17 protein-coding genes and 2 pseudogenes are annotated in these 23,138 nt (G+C 62.1%); 8 read left to right on the forward strand and 11 right to left on the reverse strand.

What is annotated here, in order from left to right:
- Window positions 1-22: 22 nt before the first annotated feature.
- From FJD34_RS04405 to FJD34_RS04430, 6 genes are all read right to left on the reverse strand, one after another.
- Window positions 23-1,519, reverse strand: a complete 1,497-nt coding sequence (locus tag FJD34_RS04405) for a sensor domain-containing diguanylate cyclase (RefSeq protein WP_090292004.1) — start codon at window positions 1,517-1,519, stop codon at window positions 23-25.
- A gap of 106 nt (window positions 1,520-1,625) precedes the next feature.
- The gene (locus tag FJD34_RS04410; RefSeq protein WP_090292002.1) at window positions 1,626-2,948 is read right to left on the reverse strand and encodes an OprD family porin; all 1,323 of its coding nucleotides are present in this window, start codon (window positions 2,946-2,948) and stop codon (window positions 1,626-1,628) included.
- 311 nt (window positions 2,949-3,259) lie between these two features.
- Entirely contained in the window at window positions 3,260-4,624 is a 1,365-nt protein-coding gene (locus tag FJD34_RS04415) for a heavy metal sensor histidine kinase (protein WP_090292000.1), read from the reverse strand.
- The gene (locus tag FJD34_RS04420) at window positions 4,614-5,291 is read right to left on the reverse strand and encodes a heavy metal response regulator transcription factor (RefSeq protein WP_032860034.1); all 678 of its coding nucleotides are present in this window, start codon (window positions 5,289-5,291) and stop codon (window positions 4,614-4,616) included. Before FJD34_RS04420 ends, FJD34_RS04415 begins: the two co-directional genes overlap by 11 nt.
- Before the next feature lie 9 nt (window positions 5,292-5,300).
- The gene (locus FJD34_RS04425) at window positions 5,301-8,396 is read right to left on the reverse strand and encodes a multidrug efflux RND transporter permease subunit (RefSeq protein ID WP_032860033.1); all 3,096 of its coding nucleotides are present in this window, start codon (window positions 8,394-8,396) and stop codon (window positions 5,301-5,303) included.
- A complete protein-coding gene (locus FJD34_RS04430) occupies window positions 8,393-9,559 on the reverse strand; it encodes an efflux RND transporter periplasmic adaptor subunit (RefSeq protein ID WP_090291998.1) in 1,167 nt (388 codons plus the stop codon). Before FJD34_RS04430 ends, FJD34_RS04425 begins: the two co-directional genes overlap by 4 nt.
- 215 nt (window positions 9,560-9,774) lie before the next feature.
- On the opposite strand from FJD34_RS04430, the gene FJD34_RS04435 reads away from it, so the two are divergent.
- The 4 genes and pseudogenes from FJD34_RS04435 to FJD34_RS28800 form a co-directional block, all read left to right on the forward strand.
- On the forward strand, window positions 9,775-10,017 hold the full coding sequence (locus tag FJD34_RS04435; protein WP_032860031.1) for a hypothetical protein: 243 nt from the start codon (window positions 9,775-9,777) through the stop codon (window positions 10,015-10,017).
- 146 nt (window positions 10,018-10,163) lie between these two features.
- The gene (locus tag FJD34_RS04440) at window positions 10,164-11,372 is read left to right on the forward strand and encodes a transporter substrate-binding domain-containing protein (protein ID WP_090291997.1); all 1,209 of its coding nucleotides are present in this window, start codon (window positions 10,164-10,166) and stop codon (window positions 11,370-11,372) included.
- A gap of 99 nt (window positions 11,373-11,471) precedes the next feature.
- A pseudogene (locus tag FJD34_RS28795) lies at window positions 11,472-11,753 on the forward strand (PAS domain-containing protein); the annotation flags it as partial.
- A 300-nt stretch (window positions 11,754-12,053) separates the two neighbouring features.
- Window positions 12,054-13,046 (forward strand): annotated as a pseudogene (locus FJD34_RS28800) (methyl-accepting chemotaxis protein); the annotation flags it as partial.
- A 17-nt stretch (window positions 13,047-13,063) separates the two neighbouring features.
- Here the strand turns inward: FJD34_RS28800 and FJD34_RS04450 are convergent.
- The 5 genes from FJD34_RS04450 to FJD34_RS04475 form a co-directional block, all read right to left on the reverse strand.
- Entirely contained in the window at window positions 13,064-13,807 is a 744-nt protein-coding gene (locus FJD34_RS04450) for a YkgJ family cysteine cluster protein (RefSeq protein WP_090291993.1), read from the reverse strand.
- Window positions 13,808-13,915: 108 nt separating this feature from the next.
- Entirely contained in the window at window positions 13,916-14,398 is a 483-nt protein-coding gene (locus FJD34_RS04455; protein ID WP_032860028.1) for a GNAT family N-acetyltransferase, read from the reverse strand.
- Window positions 14,399-14,401: 3 nt separating this feature from the next.
- Window positions 14,402-15,304 (reverse strand): chemotaxis protein CheV, encoded by a 903-nt coding sequence (locus FJD34_RS04460; protein ID WP_032860027.1) that lies wholly within the window; start codon window positions 15,302-15,304, stop codon window positions 14,402-14,404.
- 183 nt (window positions 15,305-15,487) lie between these two features.
- Complete coding sequence (locus tag FJD34_RS04465; protein WP_032860026.1) at window positions 15,488-16,462, reverse strand: 2-hydroxyacid dehydrogenase; 975 nt, start codon at window positions 16,460-16,462, stop codon at window positions 15,488-15,490.
- Window positions 16,463-17,193: 731 nt separating this feature from the next.
- Window positions 17,194-18,162, reverse strand: a complete 969-nt coding sequence (locus FJD34_RS04475) for a LysR family transcriptional regulator (protein ID WP_032860025.1) — start codon at window positions 18,160-18,162, stop codon at window positions 17,194-17,196.
- 181 nt (window positions 18,163-18,343) lie between these two features.
- On the opposite strand from FJD34_RS04475, the gene FJD34_RS04480 reads away from it, so the two are divergent.
- Genes FJD34_RS04480 through FJD34_RS04495 form a run of 4 tightly spaced genes read left to right on the forward strand, consistent with a single transcriptional unit; the run spans window position 18,344 to window position 23,111 of the window.
- A complete protein-coding gene (locus FJD34_RS04480; protein WP_090291991.1) occupies window positions 18,344-19,855 on the forward strand; it encodes an efflux transporter outer membrane subunit in 1,512 nt (503 codons plus the stop codon).
- A gap of 11 nt (window positions 19,856-19,866) precedes the next feature.
- Window positions 19,867-22,050, forward strand: a complete 2,184-nt coding sequence (locus FJD34_RS04485) for an FUSC family protein (protein WP_090291989.1) — start codon at window positions 19,867-19,869, stop codon at window positions 22,048-22,050.
- Window positions 22,040-22,240 (forward strand): DUF1656 domain-containing protein, encoded by a 201-nt coding sequence (locus tag FJD34_RS04490; protein WP_090291987.1) that lies wholly within the window; start codon window positions 22,040-22,042, stop codon window positions 22,238-22,240. The genes FJD34_RS04485 and FJD34_RS04490 overlap by 11 nt, the downstream gene beginning before the upstream one ends.
- Window positions 22,241-22,250: 10 nt before the next feature.
- Complete coding sequence (locus tag FJD34_RS04495) at window positions 22,251-23,111, forward strand: efflux RND transporter periplasmic adaptor subunit (RefSeq protein WP_090291985.1); 861 nt, start codon at window positions 22,251-22,253, stop codon at window positions 23,109-23,111.
- Window positions 23,112-23,138: the final 27 nt, after the last annotated feature.

A 23,138-nucleotide genomic window follows, 5' to 3' on the forward strand; every position in this document is an offset into this window, starting at 1 on the left:
GTGGCCTTTTTTTATAGCGCAATCAACCTGCGGCATCAACGGTACGGTTGCGCCCGCCATCCTTGGCCTCATACAGCGCCCGGTCGGCACTGAGCAGCAGTTCTTCCAATGACGCATTGCTGCGTTTGTGCCAGCTACTAAGGCCGATGCTCACGGTGACTGGCTGTGTATCCCCGGCCACCCGTGGCAAGTGCTCGACGCTGCTGCGGATATGCTCGGCAATCACCTGGGCGCCCTGGCTGTCGGTATTGGGCAGGATCACCGCAAACTCCTCACCGCCATAACGGGCCGCGAGGTCGGCGGGCCTGCGGATATTGCTCTCGATCACCTGAGCCACACTGCGCAGTGCTTCGTCACCACCCTGATGGCCATGGCGGTCGTTGAAGGCCTTGAAGTGGTCGACATCAATCATCAACAGGGTCAAGGGTTCGCCGGAGCGCTGGGCGCGATCCCATTCCAGGTTCAGGCGCTGGTCCAGTGTGCGGCGGTTGGCCAGGCCAGTGAGCGGGTCGGTAGCTGCCAGTTCTGACAGCACCCCTTCGGCACGATAGCGACGGCGCAACTCCATGCACAACATCCAGGTCAGCCACAGCAAACCGATGCACAACACCCCGGTGGCAGCGCTGATCAGCAGGGCGGCACGTTTCCAGGGGGCGAAGATCTCGTCGTTGGACAAGGCCACCACCACAATCAACGGCAGGGCACCGACATTGGAGAAGGTGTACAGGCGTCGTTGACGGTCGACGCTGGAGACGCTGCTAAAGCTGCCGTCGCGCTCGCGCAGGATCCGGGCAACGTTGGGTCGGGCGCTCAGGTCCTTGTTGATAATGTCCGGCTCCAGCAACGGCTGTTGCGCCAGCAGGATGCCCTGGTGATTGAGCAGGTTGATGGTGCTGTTGTTGCCAATGTTCAGGCTATTGAACAGTTGGGCAAAGTACGACAAACGCATGGACGCGACTGCGACGCCCATAAAGCGCCCGTCGGCGGACGACACACGGCGGCTGAAGGCAATGCGCCAGTTATCCTCACACACGCAGTGAGTCTGGAAGGGGCGGCTGATAAACAGCCCGAGCTCCGGGTTTTGACGGTGCACCTGGAAGTAGTCGCGGTCGGCAAAGTTGCCGGGCTTGGGCTTTAGTAGCGAAGAGTCGGCGATGACCTCGCCGGTCCTGTCCAGCAACAGGATATCGCCCTTGTAGCGTGCGGCCGTCGAGCGGTCGAACAACACCAGGTGGCGGATGTTGGCCGACACACCCTCTAGATCGCTACGCTCGGTGGCGGCGATCAGGCCCTTGAGGGACAGGTCATACAGTTCGACGTTCCGCAGCACATCGGCGTCGATCAGTTGGGTGATGGTGCTCGCCGTACGCTTGGCTGCCTGCAGGGTGTTGGCGTGTTCACGAATCAGCAGCACGGTCACGACACTGACGATCATCAGCACGGTGAGGCCGCTGCCCAGGATCAACATAAACTCCGGGCGACGGGTCGGGCGGGGCGGGCGTGCTGGGCTTGAGCTCATCGGGCGTACTTCTGCGTCGAGGATGCCCTTAGCGTAGTAGCAAGCCCGCAAAAGAGTGCAGAACAAGATGTAGGGGCCGACAAGCCGGCTCCTACAGTGCTACGGGTTAGAACACGTTGATTGGATAGTCGACGATCATCCGGTACTCATCCACATCCCGGTCCACCGCCGAGTAGCCATTGCTGCCACGGTTGGTCGCCCATTGCAGGCGCACCGCCAGGTCCTTGGCCTTGCCGCCCTGCACCACGTACTTGAGGTCGATGTCCCGTTCCCAGTGCTTGGCGTTCTTGCCGTCGGCGTTGTACCAGGCCGAGTAGCCACGGCTGTTGGGGTCGACCTTGGTCAGGTCGGTCTTGCCACTGATATAGGACACCGCCGAGGTCAGGCCCGGCAGGCCCAGGCCTGCGAAGTCATAGGCGTACTTGAGCTTCCACGAACGCTCGTTGGGGCCGTTGAAGTCCGAGTACTGCTGGGAGTTGTCCAGGTACACGCTGTCGCCCTGGGCGATGTAGTCGAACGGCGTGTTGCCGTTGACCCGCTGGTACGCGGCGGTGACGCTGTGATTGCCCACGCCGACGGTGAAATGCAGGCTGTAGGTGTTGTTGTCGATATCCCCCAGCAGCGCATGCCCGGTGTCCTGGGTATGGTAGAAGTGCAGGCCCGGGTTGAGGCTGATCAGGTCATTGAGCGCGTAGGTGTAGTCCAGGTCGTAGTAGTACTGGTTCCACACGTCCTTGAGCTCGGAGGCGTACAGGTTGCTGGTCAGTCCTGGCAGGCCGCTCCAGGCCATGCCGGCCCAGTTCATGTGTTGGCTGCTTTCACCTTTGGGCAGCGCGCCATAGCTGGTGCCGATGCGCCCATGGCCACTCTGGTTGTAGAGCTTGGCAAAGCTGGCCTGGCCACCTTCGAACATCCAGCCGTCCAGGCTGTGGTTGGTCAGGCTGACGCCACGAAAGGTCTCGGGCAGCATGCGAGTCATGCCACCGGCAATCACCGGGTTGTTGAGGAACAGGTCACCGGCTTTCAGCTCGGTATCGAAGGCGCGCATCTTGAGGGTGCCGCCACCGGTGGAAAACGACCCGGGCGCTTTGCCGCTGCCGCTGCCGTACGGCAGGATGCTGGAGCCATCGGTGCCGCCACCGCCGTCGAGTTTCAGGCCGAGCATGGCGTGGGCATCCAGGCCAAAACCCACGGTGCCTTGGGTGTAGCCGGATTCGAAGATACCGAGAAAACCCTGGCCCCATTCTTTGCTGTCATCGATATGAATGTCGCGGCGGTCGCGGTTCATGTAGTAGTTGCGGGTGTTGATGTTGAGCGTTGAGCCTTCGACGAAACCGTCGGCAGGTGGAGCGTCTGCCGCATGGGCGAGCGGGGAGATAGTTGCTGCAATCGCGAGGAATAACGGGGTGAATGTCAGCGCGGTTTTCACCGGGGAGCTCCTTTGGGTCAGTCTGAACGGCCAATGTCGTGGGGTGTTCCTGGCCTTTTTTACGGCAAAAAAAAGCCGCTGAAGTCAGCGGCTTTAAAACAGATTCCCAGTGTAGAGCCCTGGAAATAAGTCGAGGGAAATGGCAGGGCGGGTCGGCTGTCTTTGCCGTCTCGCTCGTCGGTGCGACATATTGGCGCAGGCGAGCGGTACGGTACAGAGTGTAACAAGATAATGACTGTTGCCCAAACCGCAACAGTCCAGACGATGAAGATCAACCTGTGGGAATGGGTTTATGTGGGAGGTTTGAAAATTCAAATCGGCAGGGTGATACCAAAGGTGTTGCCACCGTGCTCGCTGCGCACAAACACATCCCCGCCATGCATCAACGCAATCGCCTTGACGATGGCCAGGCCCAAGCCATGATTGGCCCCGCTGTTACTGCGCGAGGCGTCAACGCGGTAGAAACGTTCGAACAAACGGGGCAAGTGCTCGCTGGCAATCAGCTCGCCAGGGTTGGTCACCCCGATCACCACCTGCTGCTCCCGGGCTTCAATCCGCACCTCGATCACCTGCCCCGGTGACGTGTGCTGCACCGCATTGCTCAACAAGTTGATCAGTGCTCGCCGTAAATGGGCCTTTTCGATTTTCACCAAGGCATCGCCAACCACCGAGACCTGCACCTGGGCGTCCTCCAGGATGAAGTCCAGGTAGTCGAGGGTGGTCGCCACCTCATCGGCCAGGGAACTTTCAATCAGCTTGGTCGCCTTGCTGCCCTGGTCGGCGCTGGCCAGGAACAGCATGTCGTTGATGATCGAACGCAGGCGCTCCAACTCTTCCAGGTTCGATTGCAGCACTTCGAAGTAGTGTTCGGCGGAGCGGCCACGGGTCAGCGCCACCTGGGTCTGGCCGATCAGGTTGGTCAACGGCGAGCGCAGTTCATGGGCCACATCGGCGTTGAACGATTCCAGGCGCGAGTAGGCGGTTTCCACACGTTCCAGGGTGGAGTTGAAGGAATTGACGAACTGCTTGAGTTCCGGCGGCAGCGGCGACAGTTGCAGGCGCCCGGAGAGTTTCGGCGGTGCCAGTTTTTGCGCTTCATCCGACAACTTGATCAGCGGCTTGAGGCCGATACGCGCGACCCAGAAGCCCAGCAGGGAAGCCAGTACCACGCCGACAAACGCCAGGCTGATCAGCGCCATCAGCAAATGATGCTGGGTGGTGCGGAAGTTGGCGGTGTCGATGGCGATCATAAAACGCAGGGGCGGGCGCTGGTCTTTGGCGGGGAACTGACTGACCAGTACTTTGAACGGGTAGGCGTGCCCCGGCAGGTGCAGGTCGCGTTTGCCCGTCGGCCCTGTGGCAAATTCGCGGATGCGCGCATCCGGGTTGCCGTATTCATAGGTTGGGTCGCTGCTGACCACCCAGAAACGAATGCGCTTGTCCTCTTCCCCCAACAACTTGAGCTTGTTGGCCATCTTGCCCCAGTGATCCTGTGTACCGAAGCGGGTGATCGACGACTCCAGCACGCTGTAGCGCGCATCCAGTTCGGCTCCCGGCAACAGGCCCAGGCCGCGGTCCACCTGCTGGTACAGCGCACCGCCAATCAGCAGGAAAATCACCAGCGCCACCAGGCTGAACATGCCGCTCAGGCGCAGGGCAATGGAGTTACTCGACACTGCGGTTCTCCAGCACGTAGCCCATGCCGCGAATAGTGTGCAGCAGCTTGTGTTCGAACGGCCCGTCGAGCTTGGCCCGCAGCCGCTTGATTGCCACCTCGACCACATTGGCGTCGCTGTCGAAGTTGATATCCCAGACCATTTCCGCAATGGCCGTCTTCGACAGGATTTCGCCCTGGCGCCGGGCCAGGACACTGAGCAACGAGAACTCCTTGGCCGTCAGGTCCAGGCGCAGGCCGGCGCGGCTGGCCTTGCGGCTGATCAGGTCGATCCACAGGTCGGCGATGGTCACCTGCACCGGTTCATGCCCGCCGCTGCGCCGGGTCAGGGCTTGCAGGCGCGCTACCAGTTCGAGGAAGGAAAACGGCTTGCCCAGGTAATCGTCGGCGCCTTCGCGCAGGCCGCGAATGCGATCTTCCACGCGCTCGCGGGCGGTCAGCATGATCACCGGGGTTTGCTTGCGCGCCCGCAGGGCACGCAGTACGCCAAAACCGTCGAGGCCGGGCAGCATCACATCCAGCACGATCACCGCGTAGTCGCTTTCCAGGGCCAGGTGCAGGCCCTCGACGCCATCGTGGGCGACGTCCACCGTATAGCCTTGCTCCGTCAGCCCGCGATGCAGGTAGTCGGCAGTTTTTTCTTCGTCTTCAATAATCAGGACACGCATGACCCCGCCTCAATGTGTGGTCGCCAGCCCGAGCGCCGGTTTGGGTCTGTGGAAAAGTTTCTCAAGGTACAAGTATATGACCGGTGTGGTGAACAGCGTCAGCGCCTGGCTCACCAGCAACCCACCGACCACCGCGATGCCCAGTGGTTGGCGCAGCTCCGCGCCGGGGCCTGCGCCGAGCATCAGCGGTACGGCGCCCAGCAGGGCGGCGAGGGTGGTCATGATGATCGGCCTAAAACGCGTGACACAAGCTTCATAAATCGCATCGCCAGGTGCCAGCCCACGTACGCGCTGGGCTTCCAGGGCAAAGTCGATCATCAGGATGCCGTTTTTCTTGACGATGCCGATCAACAGCACCAGGCCGATCAAGGCCATGATCGAAAAGTCCTGGCCCAACAGCCACAGCATGATCAATGCGCCGAGGCCGGCGGAGGGCAGGGTCGAGATGATCGTCAGCGGATGCACGAAGCTTTCGTATAACACGCCAAGGATGATGTAGACCGCCACCAACGCCGCGAGGATCAGCCATGGCTGGCTGGCCAATGAGCTCTGGAATGCCTGGGCCGCACCCTGGAAGTTACCGATGATGGTGCTCGGCATGCCGATCTCGTTCTTCGCCTGGTCGAGCATGATCACCGCGTCGCCCAGGGCCACCCCCGGCGCCAGGTTGAACGACAGGTTGGCCGCCGGGAACATACCGTCATGGCTGATGGACAACGGTCCGACGGTTGGCGGATCTACCTTGGCCAGCGCCGAAAGCGGCACCATCTCGCCACTGAGCGGCGAGCGCAGGTAGAAATAATTCAGGCTCTCGGCCTTGCCCCGTTGTTGGCTGTCCAGCTCCAGCACCACCTGGTACTGGTTGGTCTCGGTCTGGAACTCATTGACCTGACGCTGGCCGAACGCGTCGTACAGCGCCTGGTCGACATCGGTGGCCGTCAACCCAAACCGCGCGGCCGCCTGGCGGTCGATGCTGATGTGGGTGATGCTGCCGCCCAGTTGCAGGTCGTTGGACAGATCGCGAAAGGCCGGGTTGGCGCGCAGTTTTTCGGTCAGGCGCTGGGTCCAGGTATTCAGGGTTGCGCCATCGTTGCTCTTGAGCACGTATTGGTACTGGCTGCGGCTGGGCCCGGAGCTGAGGTTGATGTCCTGGCCGGCGCGCAGGTACAGCACGATCCCCGGTACCTGGGCCAGTTTGGCGCGAATCCGGTCGATGAACTGGCTGGCGGACACGTCGCGATCGCCGCGATCCTTCAAGGCAATCCAGAAGCGGCCGTTGGCAATGGTCTGGTTGCTGCCGGTCACGCCCACCGAGTGTGAGAAGTTTTCCACCGCCGGGTCGGCCTTGATGATCTCGGCCAGGGCCTGGTGCTTGGCCACCATATCGGGGTAGGACACATCGGCGGCCGCCTCGCTGGTGCCGAGGATAAAGCCGGTGTCTTGTACCGGGAAAAACCCCTTGGGAATAAACACGTAGCCGGCCACGGCCAGGCCCAGGGTCACGGTGAAGATAGCGAGCATCGTGCGCGGATGGGCCAGTGCCCGTCGCAGGTTCCGGGCATAGCTGGCCAGCAGGCGCTCGCCAAAGCCCGGCTTGTCGTGGGGAGGGTGGGTGGGCGCGCGCATGAACTGCCCGGCCAGCATCGGCGCCAGGGTCAGGGACACCACCACCGAAATCAGGATGGTCGAGGTCGCGGTCAGGGCAAACTCCTTGAACAGGCGCCCGACCACGCCACCCATGAACAGCAGTGGGATAAACGCGGCCACCAGCGAGAAGCTGATGGACACCACGGTAAAACCGATTTCGCCGGCCCCCTTGATCGCTGCCTCGCGCTTGTCCAGGCCCGCCTCAAGGTGACGATGGATGTTCTCCACCACCACAATCGCATCGTCCACCACAAAGCCCACGGCGATGACGATGGCCACCAGCGTCAGGTTATTCAGGCTGAACCCCATCACGTACATCAAGGCGAAAGTGGCCACCAGCGATACCCCCAGCACGCTGGAGACAATCAGGGTTGCCGACCACTGGCGCAGGAACAGCGCCATCACCGCCACCACCAGCAACACGGCGATCAACAGGGTGATTTCCACTTCATGCAGCGAGGCGCGAATGGTCTTGGTGCGATCCGACAACGAGCTGACATCCACCGACGCCGGCAGCATCGCCTGCAGGCGCGGCAGCTCGGCCTGGATGCGGTCCACGGTGTCGACGATGTTGGCCCCCGGCTGGCGGAAAATCACCAGGTTGACCCCTGGCGTGTCGCCAGACCAGGCCTGCACGTAGGCGTTCTCCGAGCCATTGATCACCCGCGCCACATCGCGCAGTTGCACGGGCGCGCCGTCTTTGTAGGAAACAATCAGCTCGCCATATTCCTCGGGATGAAACAGTTGGTCGTTGGTCGACAGCGTCGACACGCTGTCGCGCCCATACAGCGCGCCCTTGGCCAGGTTCAGGCTCGATTGCTGGAGCACCAGGCGGATGTCGGCCAGGGTCAGGCCAATGGCGGCGAGCTTGTCCGGCGAGGCTTGCACGCGAATGGCCGGGCGCTGCTGGCCGGTGATGCTGATCTGGCCCACCCCGTCGATCTGGCTGATCTGCCGGGCCAGCAGGGTTTCCACATAGTCGCTCAGTTCGGTGCCAGGCATGTTGTTGGAACTGATGCTGAGGATCAGCACCGGGCTGTCCGCCGGGTTGACCTTGCGCCAGGTCGGCAGGTTGGGCATGTCGCTGGGCAACTTGCCGGCCGCGGTATTGATCGCCGCCTGCACTTCCTGGGCGGCGGTATCAATGCTCTTGTCGAGGGTAAATTGCAGGGTCAGCAGCGTGGAGCCCAGGGCGCTGCTGGAGGTCATCTGGGTCATGCCGGGTATGGCACTGAATTGTACTTCCAGGGGCGTGGCCACCGAGGACGCCATGGTGTCGGGGCTGGCGCCGGGCAGTTGGGCGGTGACCTGGATGGTCGGGAACTCCGCCTCCGGCAGCGGCGCGACCGGCAGACGCGGGAAGGCAATCAAGCCCAGCAGCACCAGGGCAAAGGTCAGCAGCAGGGTGGCGACCGGATGGTCGACGCACCAGGCCGATACCGAACCATGGCCTTTCATGGCCGGGCCTGCGCTTGGGCCGTCTGGATCACTTGCGGCGGCTCCTTGAGCACCTCCACCTGGGCGCCGGCCTTGAGGCGTGACTGGCCGTCGCTGACCAGCACATCGCCGGACTGCACCCCGGTAACAATCGTCAGGTCGCTGTTCTGGTAGGCCACGTGTACGGGGACCACATCCACCTTGTCGCCATTGAGGCGGTACACGAAGTGCGAGTCCATGCCGCGCTGGACCACCGTCGGCGGCACCACCAGGGCGGCCTTGTCGAGGGCGGTCTGGATCTTCACCGTGACCAGTTGCCCTGGCCATAGTGTTTGCGTGGCATTGCTGAATTCGGCCTTGGCGCGGATGGTGCCGGTGGTAGCGCTGATCTGGTTATCGATCAGGCTCAGGCGGCCTTCGCCAAGCAGGACCGCCGCCGGGCTATCGGTGTCGGCGCCGAGGAACGCATCGACACTGGCCGGGTGCTGCGCGGCGATCAGGCCTTGCAGGGTCGGCAGCATCTGCTGTGGCAGGGAGAACTCCACCGCGATCGGGTCGATCTGCGTCACCGAGAACAGGCCTTGGGTATCGCTGGTGCGTAGGAAGTTGCCTTCATCCACATTGCGAATCCCCACCCGGCCGCTGACGGGGGAGCGAATCTGCGTGTAGGAAAGTTGTACCTGGGCCGCATCAATCGCCGCCTGGTTGCCCTGTGCCGTGGCCTTGAGCTGGTTGACCAGGGCTTGTTGCTGGTCATACGTCTGCTTCGACACACCGTCGTCGATGCTCAGCTCCTTGTAACGCTTGAGATTGACCTGCGCCACCTGCAACTGCGCCTGGCTTTCGCTCAACTGGGCCTTGGCCTGGTCGAGGCTGGCGCGGATCGCCCGGTCATCGATGCTCGCCAGCAGGTCGCCGGCCTTGACCAGTTGCCCTTCCTTGACCTGCAATTGGGTGAGAATGCCATCGACCTGGGGGCGAATCACCACACTGTGCAGCGACAGCACCGAGCCGATCCCGCTGACAAAGCGCGGGATATCCTGTTGCGCGACACTGACCACCCGCACCGGAATCGCGCTGGAGGCGGACAGCTTGGTCTTGGCTGGCCGGATCGAGAGCCAGGCCACAGTCGCCAGGGCCACGCAGACGAGCACAATCAAGGTGGTTTTTCGTTGAATGTGCATGGGCGAGCGGCGTCCGGACAGAGAGTTGGAAGGCTGGATGCTCTTTATAGCCTGCAAACCCGGTCAGCAAAGTGACCGTTAACTGACAGCGCTGTCAGCAAAGGTCGACCATTCGTACGAGCAGTGGTTAAAGAACTAGGGCGCGCAGGTATACTGCGCGCCAGTGTGGCCTGCAAGGCGGGCCCGCGTCATTTTTTGCACGTTCCGGAGCTTCCATGACTTCCCCGACACAATCGCCTGTTGAAAGCGCCGAATTGGCTGATCCCGCCAACCCAGACAGCCTCGACAGTGAAGCCAAGCCGGTAATTCCTGCTTTTAAGTTCCCTTTCAAACCGGGTGAACTGGCCGGGGCGAAAGACGGTAATCAGCCGTGGTACAAAAACGGCGCCAAGAACGGCCACACCAAGACCCCTGGTATGGCGCCGCCAGGCACACGCCGCTCGATGGGTAAACGCTAACGGCAGTTGTGCCTACAATCATTGCTGACTTTTCGCCTTGTCGGTCCATGACTCTTTCTTGAAAGCTTGCTCGATACCCCTTCGCCCCACCTGGCTGGCAGAAGCCCCGGTTGAAGGCGTTGGTCTTTCAAGAAAGGGATGTCTTCATGGCTTTGGCAAAGATCTTCGTGTTATCCGCTGGGCTGTTGTCAGGCGGCTTTTTTGTTGGGGCAACAGCCGGTGCTGCGCCACGCAGCGAGATCCGCTTCGCGATCTCCCCGCTGTTTCCTCCCTATGAAAGCCGCAATGCACAAGGGCAGTTGGTCGGCCTGAATATCGACTTGGGCAATGCCTTGTGTGCCCAGCTCGACGCCCGCTGCATCTGGGTCGACCAGGTATTCACCCGCAGTATCGAGGCCCTCGAAAACCGGCGTTTCGATGCGATCATGGGTATGGCTTCAACGCCCCAGCGCCGCAACCTGATCGACTTTACCGACGATTTGTACCCCCTGACCACGCACTTGGTAGCACGTAGGTATTCCGGGCTGATGCCCACGGTGCGCGCCCTCAAGGGCAAGCGTGTGGGCGTTCTGACCGGGAGCAATCGTGAAGCCTTCGCCCAGGCACAATGGGCGCCGGCCGGTGTGATCATCAAGAGCTTCTGGCTCAACGACCAGTTGATCCGCAGCCTGGTGGCCGGTGATATCGACGCGACGCTGCAGGGCACCGCAGAAATCCGCCAGGAACTGCTCGACACTGAGCAGGGGCAATCTTTCGACTTCGTCGGCCCGCCAGTCACCGGGCAGCAGATGGGCACCGCCGTGGCCATCGGCGTGCGCAAATCCGACCCCCAGTTACGCAGTGACCTTAACCGGGCGCTGGAGCAGCTCAGGCAGAGCGGCGAGCATCAGCGCATTCTCCAGAACTATCAGGAGCAAGAGCCCGACGCCGCCACCGTGCAAGACACCAATGGGCCGCAGTTCTACCCCACTGATGTGGAGCTGCCCTTTTCCGAGGCTGTGCGGGTGGGCAGCACGCTGTATATCTCGACTATTTTGGGTGTGGATGCGAACCGCAATCTGGTCAGAGGAGGCACGGGCGCGCAGATGAAACAGGTGATGAAAACCCTGCACGACCTGTTGGAGCGCCATCAGTCGTCGCTGGACCGAGTGGCCAAATGCACCTTGATGCTGGTCGAGCTGGATGACCTGACCCTGGTCAACCAGGTGTACCTGGGTTACTTCGCCAGTGGCCGCTTGCCCGCCCGCAGCGTACTGGCCGTACGCAGGCTGCCGCGCGGCGCACGGGTGGCGATCGAGTGTGTGGCCCAGACCGAGGACCATCACGGGGCGGTGGTGATCACACCGGGCAACTAAATGCGTGGAACATGAGCTGGATCAGTATTTGCTCAAGCGGTGCGCTTAGAGTCGGTGCCCCTTGCCGACTCCCTCAATAACCCCCCGAGCGCGCTTTCCATGAAGATCAATCTCCCGGTCACGGGGCGAAGTGTGGACATTGCCCAAGACGCCAATATCCTCTCGACCACTGACCTCGGCAGTTCGATTACCTACGCCAACCAGGACTTCATCGACGTCAGTGGCTACAGCCGCGAGGAATTGTTGGGCGCGCCACATAATCTGCTGCGCCATCCGGACATGCCGTCGGCGGCCTTTGCCCATATGTGGCAGGCCCTCAAGAGCGGTCGCTCGTGGATGGGCATGGTGAAGAATCGCTGCAAGAACGGTGATCATTATTGGGTCAGTGCCTATGCCTCGCCGGTCACGCGCGACGGCGTGGCGGTGGAATATCAGTCGGTACGCACCAAGCCTGATGCGCGGCGAGTGATGGCGGCGGAGCGCGCTTATGCGCGCCTGCGTGCAGGGACTAGGCGCTGGCGGCCAATACTGGAGATGCCCTTGAAGTTGTCGCTGGTCACCGGCGCAACGTGCGTCCTGACCTGGGGCGTGGGGGCTGGGTTGGCGAGTTATTCATGGGCGTTGCAAGTGCTGGGCCTGGCGGCAGTGGGCGCGGCGGGGGTATTGGGCATCAATCTGTTGTTGCGTCCCCTGAAGCAATTGAGTGAGCGGGCGCGGCAGATTGCCGACAACCCCGTCAGCCAGGCGATCTACACCGGGCGCGCGGATGAGCTGGGGCAAATCGAATTTGCCATGCAGATGCTTGAGGCCCAGGTAGGCGCGGTGGTCGGCCGGATTGGCGATGCGTCGCAGCGTTTATCCGGGCACGCCGCCGCATTGGTCGAACAACTGGATAGCAGTCACACCAGCACCCTTGGCCAGCAGAGCCAGACCGATCAGGTGGCAACCGCCATCCAGCAGATGGCGGCCAGTGTGGCGCAAGTCGCCCACCATGCCCAGCAGGCCTCGAAGGCCGCAGACCAGGCCGGTAGCGAGACCCGCGAAGGTCATCAGCGGGTGGACGAAAGCCGCGATGCGGTGCTGCGCCTGTCTCAGGAGCTGGCCAGGGCCACCACCGTGATCCATCAGTTGGAAAACCACAGCGGTGATATTTCCAGTGTGCTGGAAGTGATCCGGGCGATTGCCGAGCAGACCAACCTGCTGGCGCTCAACGCGGCCATCGAAGCCGCGCGGGCGGGCGAACAGGGCCGTGGCTTTGCGGTGGTGGCCGACGAAGTGCGCGGCCTGGCCCAACGTACCCAGCAATCGACCAATGAAATCCAGCGCATGATCAGCACCCTGCAGGGCGGCGCCCGGGATGCGGTGATGGCCATGGAGCAAAGCAGCCAACATGTCGACGTCAGTGTCGAGCATGCCCAGCGTGCCGCATCGGCCCTGGACGGCATCAGTCAGCGGGTCAACCAGATCACCGCGATGAGTGTGCAGATCGCGACGGCGGTGGAAGAGCAGAGCGCGGTGAGCGAGGACATCAATCGCAATATCGTCAGCATCCGCAATGCTGGCGAGGCCACTGTCAGTGCCGGCCAGCAAAGCCAGCTCAGTTCGGGCGACGTGGCGGCACTGGCGCAAGACCTGCGGCGGCTGGCAGAAGAGTTCTGGGGCAAGCGCCGCTAGCGTTTGCCCGTGTCAGGTCAGGCTGCGCGCAGGGAGATAAACGCATAGTTGGCTGGTACTTCTGTGGCTATCTGCGCCCCGGCGTCCAGCAACTGTTCGGCAATGTCCATTCCGGAGACATGAAATGCCCATTCATGGGCCTCGGCGGGTTGCTCCACCGCCAACTCAATGGCCTGGGCAAAGGCGCCCATGTCCGGCAGGTACGCGGTAAAGCCATCGCCCTTGAGCGCGGTGGTGCGAATCCCCAACAGGGCGCACACCGCTTCCTTGGTCTGCACATCGTCACGGTCAGCCTGGCGGGAACGGCGGATCAACTCTGCCAGTTCCAGGTCCATCAGTTCGCCGCCGACGATCAGCGCCGGGCCCTGTTCCCAGGCGTGCGGTGGGCAATCCTTGGCGGCCGGGTTCAGCGGGATATGCGGGTTGATCTCCATCGGGTAGATGCGACAGACCAGCGGGCGACGCTCATAGATCCGGCAGCGGTTGTCTGCGTCAAGATTCCGACAGGGCCCGGCGTTGTAGGCGGCAAAGGTGATTGCTACAAACGCTTGGGTTGTGCCGCTGGGCACCACCACCGAACGCCGTTCGGCATGCTCGCGTTGCTGCAGTGGCAGGCCCAGGCCGTTGCCCAGGAAGCCTTCCACCAGAACGATGACATTGCCACCGTCTGCCGCCCACATGCGGGCTTCGTCGAGGGTCAGGGGTACATGGTGATCGGTGCAGCATTTGCCGCAACCTACGCAGGAAAACTGAGTATTCATGGAGGATCTGCTACCAGGCCAGGTCAGAGGGCTCTCTAGAACGGTGACGGGTTTTTACCTCTATCCGCCGTTCAGAGACTCTGGAAGCAAGTTATGCGCCAGTGCCTGTCAGTCTTGCGGCACCACGTCGCGCAGGACAAAGACCATGCCCGCACTCTCATACAACTGACGTGCGCGCAGATTGCTCTCGCGTACCTTGAGGTCCACATAGGGTTCGCCACGCTGCTTGAACACCTGGAAGCTATGCAGCAACAAGGCGCGCCCCAGGCCCTGGCCCTGGGCGCAGGGGTGTATGCAGAGGTGCTTGATAAAGGCACTGGTCCAGCACTGTGCGACGCCGAGAATGCCATCACCGTTACTGGCCACCAGGCACAGCGTGGGGTCGAATTCTGCGTCGGTGACGAACTGCTGCTGCCAGGTGTCCAGGTTGGCGACGCGGCCACCGCCCTGTTCCTGGGTCATGCGCAATACCGCATGAATCGCCGGGGCCAGCTCTTCGCGGTAATGATCCAGGCGGGTGTCGGCCGGCCACTGTGGTGCGGGCAGGCTGCCAGTGAGGTCGCGGCGTAGCAGTTGGTAATACTCTGTCACCGTCTACAGGCCTTTCTGCGCCACGGTCTGGGCCGCGACAACCAGGCATTTGGTCAGTTCGGGCGACGAGAACTTGGTCAATACCGCGTCGGCACCGGCCAGGCGCGCTTTTTCGCTGTTCATCGCGCTGTCCAGAGAGGTGTGCAACAGCACGTAAAGGTCCTGGAAGTCCGGGGTTTCGCGCAGGGTGCGGGTGAGGGCATAACCGTCCATTTCCGACATCTCGATGTCAGACACCACCACATTGATCTGCCCGGCAGTGCCTTGCAGCTCCAGCAGCACGTCGATGGCTTCCTTGGCGCTGCGTGCGGTGTGGCAGGTCAGGCCGAGGTTGCGCAGGGTGTGTACCGATTGCTGCAGGGCGACCTGGCTGTCGTCCACCACCAGGATGCGTGCATGGCCGAGCACTTCGGCCTCTTCCATGGTCAGGTCGGTGGGGGCCACTTCGATCTGGGCGGGGGCGATGGCATGGATGACTTTTTCGATGTCCAGCACTTGCACCAGCACGCCGTCCACCTGGGTCACGCCGGTGATAAACGAGCGCGTGCCGCCGGAGCCGAAGGGCGGCGGGCGGATATCGGTGGTCAGGCAATGCACGATCCGGCTCACGGCCTGCACATGCAGGCCCTGCTTGGAACGGCTGACATCGGTGACGATCAGGCAGCCGCCGTCGGGGTCTTGCAGGGGCATTTCGCCCAGCGCGCGGCTGAGGTCGATCACCGACAAGGCCGCGCCACGCAGGGTGGCGATGCCTTTGACGTGGGGGTGGGACTCCGGCAGCTTGGTCAGCGGCGGGCAGGGAATGATTTCGCTGACTTTCAGCAGGTTGATGGCCATCAGCTTGCCGCTGCGCAAGGTAAAGAGCAGAAGCGAGAGTGAATCTGCGCGGGCTTTGGTGGTGGACATAAAAACCTTCTGTGGATCAGGGATAACAATCTTCTATGGGAGGTTATCGACGCAGGCACAAAAAACTGTAGGAGCGAGCGTGCTCGCGAAAAACCCGAGGACGCCGCGTTTATTCAGGATAGACGCGTTATCGTTAATGTTTTTCGCGAGCACGCTCGCTCCTACAGTGGGTTGTGTTGTGTCTTAGCCTTTCCACACCTGCGGGTTCACCAGATCCTGCGGGCGCTGGCCCAACAATGCGCTGCGCAGGTTGTCCAGGGCGCGGTTGGCCATGGCTTCGCGGGTTTCATGGGTGGCCGAACCGATATGCGGCAAGGTCACCGCATTGCTCAGTTGGAACAGCGGCGACTCGGCCAGCGGCTCCTTCTCATACACATCCAGCCCAGCGCCGCGAATGGTGTGGTTTTGCAGGGCCTCGACCAGCGCGGGCTCGTCCACTACCGGACCCCGGGAGATGTTCACCAGGATTGCACTGGACTTCATCAGCCCCAGTTCGCGAGTGCTGATCAAATGACGGGTTTTCTCGCTGAGCGGCACCACCAGGCACACGAAATCCGCCTCGGCCAGCAACTGGTCCAGGCTACGAAACTGCGCGCCCAGTTCCTGTTCCAGCGCGCTCTTGCGGCTGTTGCCGCTGTAGAGAATCGGCATATTGAAGCCCAGGCGCCCACGGCGGGCGATGGCGGCACCGATATTGCCCATGCCGACGATGCCCAGGGTCTTGCCGTGTACATCACAGCCAAACAACGGCGCGCCGACACTGGCTTTCCACTGCCCGGCCTTGGTCCAGGCGTCCAGCTCGGCCACGCGACGAGCGCTGCTCATCAGCAGGGCGAAGGCCAGGTCGGCGGTGCTTTCGGTCAGCACATCGGGGGTATTGGTGAGCATGATCCCGCGTTCGTTGAAGTAGTCCACATCGTAGTTGTCGTAGCCCACCGAGACGCTGGACACCACCTCCAGCTTGCCCGCACCTTCGAGCTGCGCACGGCCCAGCTTGCGGCCCACGCCGATCAGGCCGTGGGCGTGGGGCAGGGCTTCATTGAATTGCGCGTTGATATCACCGAGCTTGGGGTTGGGCGCGATGACGTCAAAGTCCTGTTGCAGGCGTTCGATCATCTCGGGGGTGACACGGCTGAAGGCGAGGACAGTCTTTTTCATCGCAAGTGGGGCTCATCGACAGGGAGGAATGCCAAGCAAGCTAACATTCCTGCACACACTTGTCAGGACACCGGGTGCCCACTGTGCAATACCTGCCTGCGGCCAGCGTGGTTTGACGGGGCACCTAAGATCAAAAGCCAGATCAAAAGTAAAAGCAAAAGTAAAAGCATAGTGCAGAGCTGGCTGCTTACCTGTGGGAGCGGCGGTGCGACGATTCGACTTGCTCGCGAAGATGTCGGCCCAGCAAATATTGATGTTGACTGACCCAGTGCCTTCGCGAGCAAGCCCGCTCCCACAAAGGGTGCGCGTACGCATCAAGAATCAGGTCGGCTGTCAGGCCGCCTCGACTCGCTTTGCTTTTTGATTTTGATCTTAGGCGCCCCGTTAAACCACGCTGGCCGGAATCCGATATTGATTTGGGGGGTAAACCGGCAGGACGCCGGTTTAGCCGCGCTGGGCCATGGATGGCCCATCGCGGCGGCCACCCAAATCAATGTCGGATTACGGGCATGCCGAGCCTAGGCGAGGCACCGAGTGGTGGGGCAAGAGCGCTTTGGTTACTTTCGCGCTTTTCGAAAGTGACCCGCTGTAAGAGCGGAACCCTAAGTGGCCCTGACCGCAGCAACGGATATGTACACATACCAAGAAGACAGTTGTGTAGATACTCATGGCTATCGCGGGCAAGCCCGTACACAGGGTGATCTCCACTATTTGGGAGGCCGTGTTCCAAATCAGGTCGTAAGGCGCACGCTACCCAAACTCCCACTCAACTCATACGCCACCAACTCCGCCTGGTGCGCCGCCAGGATCTCCGGCAGCGAGCCACGCAGGTATTCGACCCAGGTCTTGATCTTCGCATCCAGGTACTGGCGCGACGGGTAGATGGCGTACAGGTTCAGTTCCTGGGAGCGGTAAGTCGGCATCATCCGCACCAGGGTGCCATTGCGCAGGCCTTCGATGGCCGCGTACACCGGCAGCAGGCCGACGCCCATGCCGCTGATGATCGCGGTCTTCATCGCGTCGGCGGAATTCACCAGGAATGGCGAACTGTTGATGCTCACGCTTTCCTGGCCATCCGGGCCGTTGAACACCCATTTGTCCAACTGAATCACCGGGCTGACCAGGCGCAGGCAGGCATGGTTGAGCAGATCACTGGGGCGCTGCGCGCAGCCGTTAGCTTTGACGTAGGCTGGCGAGGCACAGACGATGCTGTAGGTGATCCCCAGGCGCTGGGAGACAAACCCTGAGTCCGGCAGCTCGCTGGCGAGCACGATGGACACGTCGTAGCCCTCGTCCAGCAGGTCTGGCACGCGGTTGGCCAGGGTCAGGTCGAAGGTCACATCGGGGTGGGTGCGGCGATAGCGGGCAATCGCGTCGATCACGAAATGCTGGCCGATGCCGGTCATGGTGTGCACTTTGAGCTGCCCGGCAGGCCGTGCATGGGCGTCGCTGGCCTCGGCCTCGGCTTCCTCGACATAGGCCAGGATTTGCTCACAGCGTAATAAATAGCGTTTGCCCGCCTCGGTCAGGGCGATGCGGCGGGTGGTGCGGTTGAGCAAACGGGTTTGCAGGTGGGCCTCCAGATTGGAGACCGCGCGCGAGACGTTGGCCGTGGTGGTGTCCAGTTGCACGGCGGCGGCGGTGAAGCTGCCGGCTTCGGCGACACAACTGAAGGCGCGCATGTTTTGCAAAGTGTCCATGGGGTGCTCTCAAGGGAGATGGCAAATTGTGACACGAAGTTACGGGGGCGAGTGAGCCCGACCAATGGATTATCGCCTTAACGGTAACAAAGATTCACAGGAATCCCACCTTATCGCCATTCCTTGCGCCCCCTAGAATTGCCGCACCGTCCCCGCAACACCACCTCAGGAATTCGCAGCAGTGCCGCGTCGCATCAGCAGAGAGCTGAAGACTCTCAGTGTTTGGGCTTTATCGTTAGCAATCAGCGGCTGCATCGGAACCGGAGGAGTTGCCCCCCAAGGCAAGAGTCTTGCCGCCAATACCCTGGCCACCGACGACGCGATCCAGAGCGCCACCCGGGATGCCCACTGGCCGATCACCCGGTGGTGGCAGGTTTATGGCGATCCGCAACTCAATGCCTGGATCGACCTCGCCGTACAAGGCAGCCCGAGCATGGCCGAAGCCGCCGCGCGGGTGCGTGAAGCGCGGGCCATGGCCGGGCTGGCCGAGTCCGCCGAGGCCGTGCAGATCAACGGGGATGCCACGCTCAAGCGCCACAACTGGCCGAGCGATCAGTTCTACGGCCCTGGCAAACTGGACAACTCCACCACCTGGGACAACAACGCCGCCTTGGGCCTGAGTTACGCCCTCGACCTGTGGGGCCGAGAACGCAACGCCACTGAGCGCGCGGTGGACCTGGCCCATATGAGTGTCGCCCAAGCGCGCCAGGCCCAGCTGGAATTGCAGAACAACGTGGTGCGCGCGTATATCCAACTGTCGCTGCATTACGCCCAGCGCGATATCGTCGCCGCCACCCTGGCCCAGCAACAGCAGATTCTCGACCTGGCGCAAAAGCGCCTGGATGGCGGTATCGGCACACATTTTGAAGTCAGCCAGGCCCAGTCCCCATTGCCCGAAACCCACCGGCAACTGGACGCCCTCGACGAAGAAATCGCCCTGACCCGCAACCAACTGGCGGCTTTGGCCGGCAAGGGCCCGGGGGAGGGGGCAAAACTGCAGCGACCGACCCTGGCCCTCGGCGAACCGCTGAAACTGCCGTCGGCACTCCCCGCGCAATTGCTTGGCCAGCGTCCCGATGTGGTCGCCAGCCGCTGGCAAGTGGCGGCCCAGGCCCGGGGGATCGACGTGGCTCACGCCGGCTTCTACCCCAATGTTGACCTGGTGGGCAGCCTCGGCTACGTCGCCACCGGCGGCGGTATGCTGGAGTTCCTCACCGGCAAGAAGCTCAACTACAGCGTCGGCCCGGCGATCACCTTGCCGATCTTCGACGGCGGCCGCCTGCGCGCGCAATTGGGCGAGGCCAGCGCCGGCTACGACATTGCCGTGGCTCGCTACAACCAGACCCTGGTCAATGCGCTCAAGGGCATCAGCGACCAACTGATCCGCCGCGAATCCATGGCCAAGCAGCAAATATTCGCCGCCGAATCGGTGGCATCGGCGCAGAAAACCTATGACATCGCGATGATCGCCTACCAACGCGGCCTGACCGATTACCTCAATGTTCTCAACGCCCAGACGTTGCTGTTTCGTCAGCAACAGGTCGAGCAACAGGTCCAGGCTGCGCGCCTGAGCGCCCATGCCGAGCTGGTTACCGCCCTGGGCGGTGGCCTTGGCGCGGGCAGCGATGCCCCGGCCCCGGACAAGACCCTCCCGAGCAAGACCCCGGCGGCACTGGCCGTGTTCGATCACTGATCAGGTTTCCCATGACTCCCTTGCCTGCACCGCTGCGTTGGCTGCATTCCCTGGAATGGCGCCGTGGCTTTTTCGACTGGGCACGCAGTGATGGCGTGACCTGGGTGTATATCTTCAAAGTACTGATCGCCGCGTTTCTCACCCTGTGGCTGGCGATGCGCCTGGAACTGCCACAACCGCGCACCGCGATGATTACCGTGTTTATCGTGATGCAGCCGCAAAGCGGCCAGGTGTTCGCCAAGAGTTTCTATCGCTTTCTCGGCACCCTCGCAGGCTCTGCGGTGATGGTGTTGTTGATCGCCTTGTTTGCGCAAAACACTGAGCTGTTCCTTGGCTCGCTGGCGATCTGGGTTGGCCTGTGCACGGCGGGTGCGACGCGCAACCGTAACTTTCGCGCCTACGGATTTGTGCTGGCCGGTTACACGGCGGCAATGGTGGGTTTGCCTGCGCTGGCCCACCCGGACGGCGCATTTATGGCGGCGGTATGGCGGGTGCTGGAGATCTCCCTGGGGATTCTCTGCGCGACCCTGGTCAGTGCCGCAATCCTTCCGCAAACCAGCAGCGCGGCCATGCGCAACGCCTTGTACCAGCGCTTCGGCACCTTCGCCCTGTTTGTCACCGATGGCCTGCGTGGCCGCAGCCAGCGCGAGGGTTTTGAAAGCAGCAATGTGCGCTTTATCGCCGAAGCCGTGGGCCTGGAAGGGCTGCGCAGCGTCACCGTGTTCGAGGACCCGCACATGCGCCGGCGCAACGGCCGCCTGAGTCGTTTGAACAGCGAGTTCATGGGCATCACCACGCGCTTCAATGCCCTGCACCAGTTGCTCGAACGCCTGCGCAGCGACGCTGCCGACCATGTGGTAGCGGCCATCAAACCCGGTTTGCAGGACCTTGCCGAGCTGCTTGATGGCTTCAGCGGACGAGCCTTGACCAGCCCCGATGCGGCACGGCTGGTGAGCCAACTCACGGCTTATAAAGAGGGCCTGCCCGCCAAGGTGCGCAGCCTGCGGGCGCTGTTTCAGGAGAGCGGGCCAAGCGACGCCGAGCAACTGGATTTCCATACCGCCTACGAGTTGCTGTACCGCTTTGTCGATGACTTGCACAACTATGCGCAGACCCACGCCTCCCTGGCCGAACACAGCCACGAGCGCGAGCACTGGGATGAAGCCTACACCCCCAAAACCAACTGGCTGGCCTGCGCCGCCTCGGGGATTCGCGCGTCATTCATTCTGATCGTCCTCGGCAGTTACTGGGTGGCCACCGCCTGGCCCAGCGGCGCCACCATGACCCTGATCGCGGCGGCCACCGTGGGCCTGTCGGCCGCTACGCCGAACCCCAAGCGCATGGCCTTTCAGATGGCCTGCGGCACCTTGATCGGCGCGGTGGTGGGGTTTGTCGAAATGTTCTTCGTGTTCCCCTGGATCGATGGTTTTCCCTTGCTCTGCGTGATGCTCGCCCCAGTGATCGTGCTGGGTGCGTTCCTGTCGTCGCGGCCGCAATACGCCGGGGTCGGCCTGGGCCTGTTGATTTTTTTCAGCACCGGTTCCGTGCCGGATAACCTGACGATCTACAACCCCTACACCTTTATCAACGATTACATCGCGATGATCCTCGGCATGTTGGTGTGTGCGGCGGCGGGCGCGATCATCCTGCCGCCCAACAGCCCCTGGCTGTGGCGCCGCCTGGAGCGCGACCTGCGCGAGCAAGTGGTGTACGCGATCAGCGGCAAGCTCAAGGGCCTGGCGTCAAGTTTCGAAAGCCGCACCCGCGACCTGCTGCACCAGGCCTATGGCCTGGCCGCCGGGCAACCGCAGGTGCAGCGCAACCTGTTGCGCTGGATGTTCGTGGTGCTGGAAGTCGGCCACGCCATTATTGAGTTGCGCAAGGAACAGGCGATCCTGCCGGTGCATCCGGCGTATGCCGAATCCCAGCCCTGGCGCCAGGCCATCCGGGTGATGGGGCGCTCGCTGGTGCGGCTGTTCCTGCAACCCGGCCAGAGCAATCTTGAGCGCGCCTTGATCGCGGTGGATCACGCGATCAGCCGCGTGCAAGCCACTGACGAACCCTTCGCCCCGCACTTCGACACCTCGGCCCTGCGCCGGGTGAAAAGCTACCTGCACTTTATCCGCACGTCCCTGCTGGACCCGCAATCGCCCCTGGCTGCCCTGAAGCCTTCCGGAGTCGCCCATGCCTCGTGAAATCGCGTTCCACGGCATCTACATGCCAACCATGACCCTGATGTTTTTCATTGCCGCGGGGCTGGCCTGGGCCCTGGACCGTTTCCTGGCGGGTTATGACGTGTACCGTTTTTTCTGGCACCCGGCGTTGCTGCGCCTGAGCCTATTTGTTTGCCTGTTCGGCGCCATGGCGCTGACCGTCTACCGTTGAGAATGCCCTGATGAAAAAGTTTTTCAGCCTGCTTGCGACATTGCTGGTCTTGGCCCTGGCGATCTGGATTGGCCGTACGCTGTGGGTGCATTACATGCAGACCCCGTGGACCCGTGATGGCCGGGTGCGCGCCGACATCATCAACGTCGCTGCCGACGTCACTGGCGAGGTGGTTGACGTGCCGGTGCGCGACAACCAGTTGGTGAAAAAGGGCGACCTGCTGATGCAGATCGACCCCGAGCACTACCGCATTGCGGTGAAACAGGCGCAATCACTGGTGGCGTCACGCAAGGCCACCTGGGAGATGCGCAAGGTCAATGCGCACCGCCGCGCTGACCTTGACGCCCTGGTGATCTCCAAGGAAAACCGCGACGACGCCAGCAACATCGCCGACTCGGCCCTGGCCGACTACCAGCATGCCCAGGCGCAACTGGAAGCGGCGGAGCTGAATTTGAAACGCACGCACGTGGTGGCGGCCGTCGATGGTTATGTCACCAACCTCAACGTACATCGCGGCGATTACGCGCGCATCGGCGAGGCGAAGATGGCAGTCGTCGATATGAACTCGTTCTGGGTCTATGGCTTCTTCGAAGAAACCAAGCTGCCCCATGTAAAAGTGGGGGATAAAGCCGACATGCAACTGATGAGCGGCGAAACCCTCAAGGGCCATGTGGAAAGCATCTCGCGCGGCATCTACGACCGTGACAACCCTGAAAGCCGCGAACTGATCGCCGACGTGAACCCGACCTTCAACTGGGTGCGCCTGGCCCAGCGTGTGCCGGTGCGCATTCATATCGATGAAGTGCCGGAAGGCGTGCTGCTGGCGGCTGGTATCACGTGCACGGTGATCGTGAACCAGACACAACACTAAAAGTGTGGGATCTGGTTTGGTCACAGA

This window comes from Pseudomonas brenneri (assembly GCF_007858285.1).
Lineage (GTDB): Bacteria > Pseudomonadota > Gammaproteobacteria > Pseudomonadales > Pseudomonadaceae > Aquipseudomonas > Aquipseudomonas brenneri.

Coding starts and splice junctions, on each gene's coding strand:
- FJD34_RS04405 (WP_090292004.1), bottom strand. CDS start 1,519: ATGAGCTCAAGCCCAGCACGCCCGCCCCGCCCGACCCGTCGCCCGGAG.
- FJD34_RS04420 (WP_032860034.1), bottom strand. CDS start 5,291: ATGCGTGTCCTGATTATTGAAGACGAAGAAAAAACTGCCGACTACCTG.
- FJD34_RS04425 (WP_032860033.1), bottom strand. CDS start 8,396: ATGAAAGGCCATGGTTCGGTATCGGCCTGGTGCGTCGACCATCCGGTC.
- FJD34_RS04430 (WP_090291998.1), bottom strand. CDS start 9,559: ATGCACATTCAACGAAAAACCACCTTGATTGTGCTCGTCTGCGTGGCC.
- FJD34_RS04435 (WP_032860031.1), top strand. CDS start 9,775: ATGACTTCCCCGACACAATCGCCTGTTGAAAGCGCCGAATTGGCTGAT.
- FJD34_RS04440 (WP_090291997.1), top strand. CDS start 10,164: ATGGCTTTGGCAAAGATCTTCGTGTTATCCGCTGGGCTGTTGTCAGGC.
- FJD34_RS04450 (WP_090291993.1), bottom strand. CDS start 13,807: ATGAATACTCAGTTTTCCTGCGTAGGTTGCGGCAAATGCTGCACCGAT.
- FJD34_RS04460 (WP_032860027.1), bottom strand. CDS start 15,304: ATGTCCACCACCAAAGCCCGCGCAGATTCACTCTCGCTTCTGCTCTTT.
- FJD34_RS04465 (WP_032860026.1), bottom strand. CDS start 16,462: ATGAAAAAGACTGTCCTCGCCTTCAGCCGTGTCACCCCCGAGATGATC.
- FJD34_RS04475 (WP_032860025.1), bottom strand. CDS start 18,162: ATGGACACTTTGCAAAACATGCGCGCCTTCAGTTGTGTCGCCGAAGCC.
- FJD34_RS04485 (WP_090291989.1), top strand. CDS start 19,867: ATGACTCCCTTGCCTGCACCGCTGCGTTGGCTGCATTCCCTGGAATGG.
- FJD34_RS04490 (WP_090291987.1), top strand. CDS start 22,040: ATGCCTCGTGAAATCGCGTTCCACGGCATCTACATGCCAACCATGACC.
- FJD34_RS04495 (WP_090291985.1), top strand. CDS start 22,251: ATGAAAAAGTTTTTCAGCCTGCTTGCGACATTGCTGGTCTTGGCCCTG.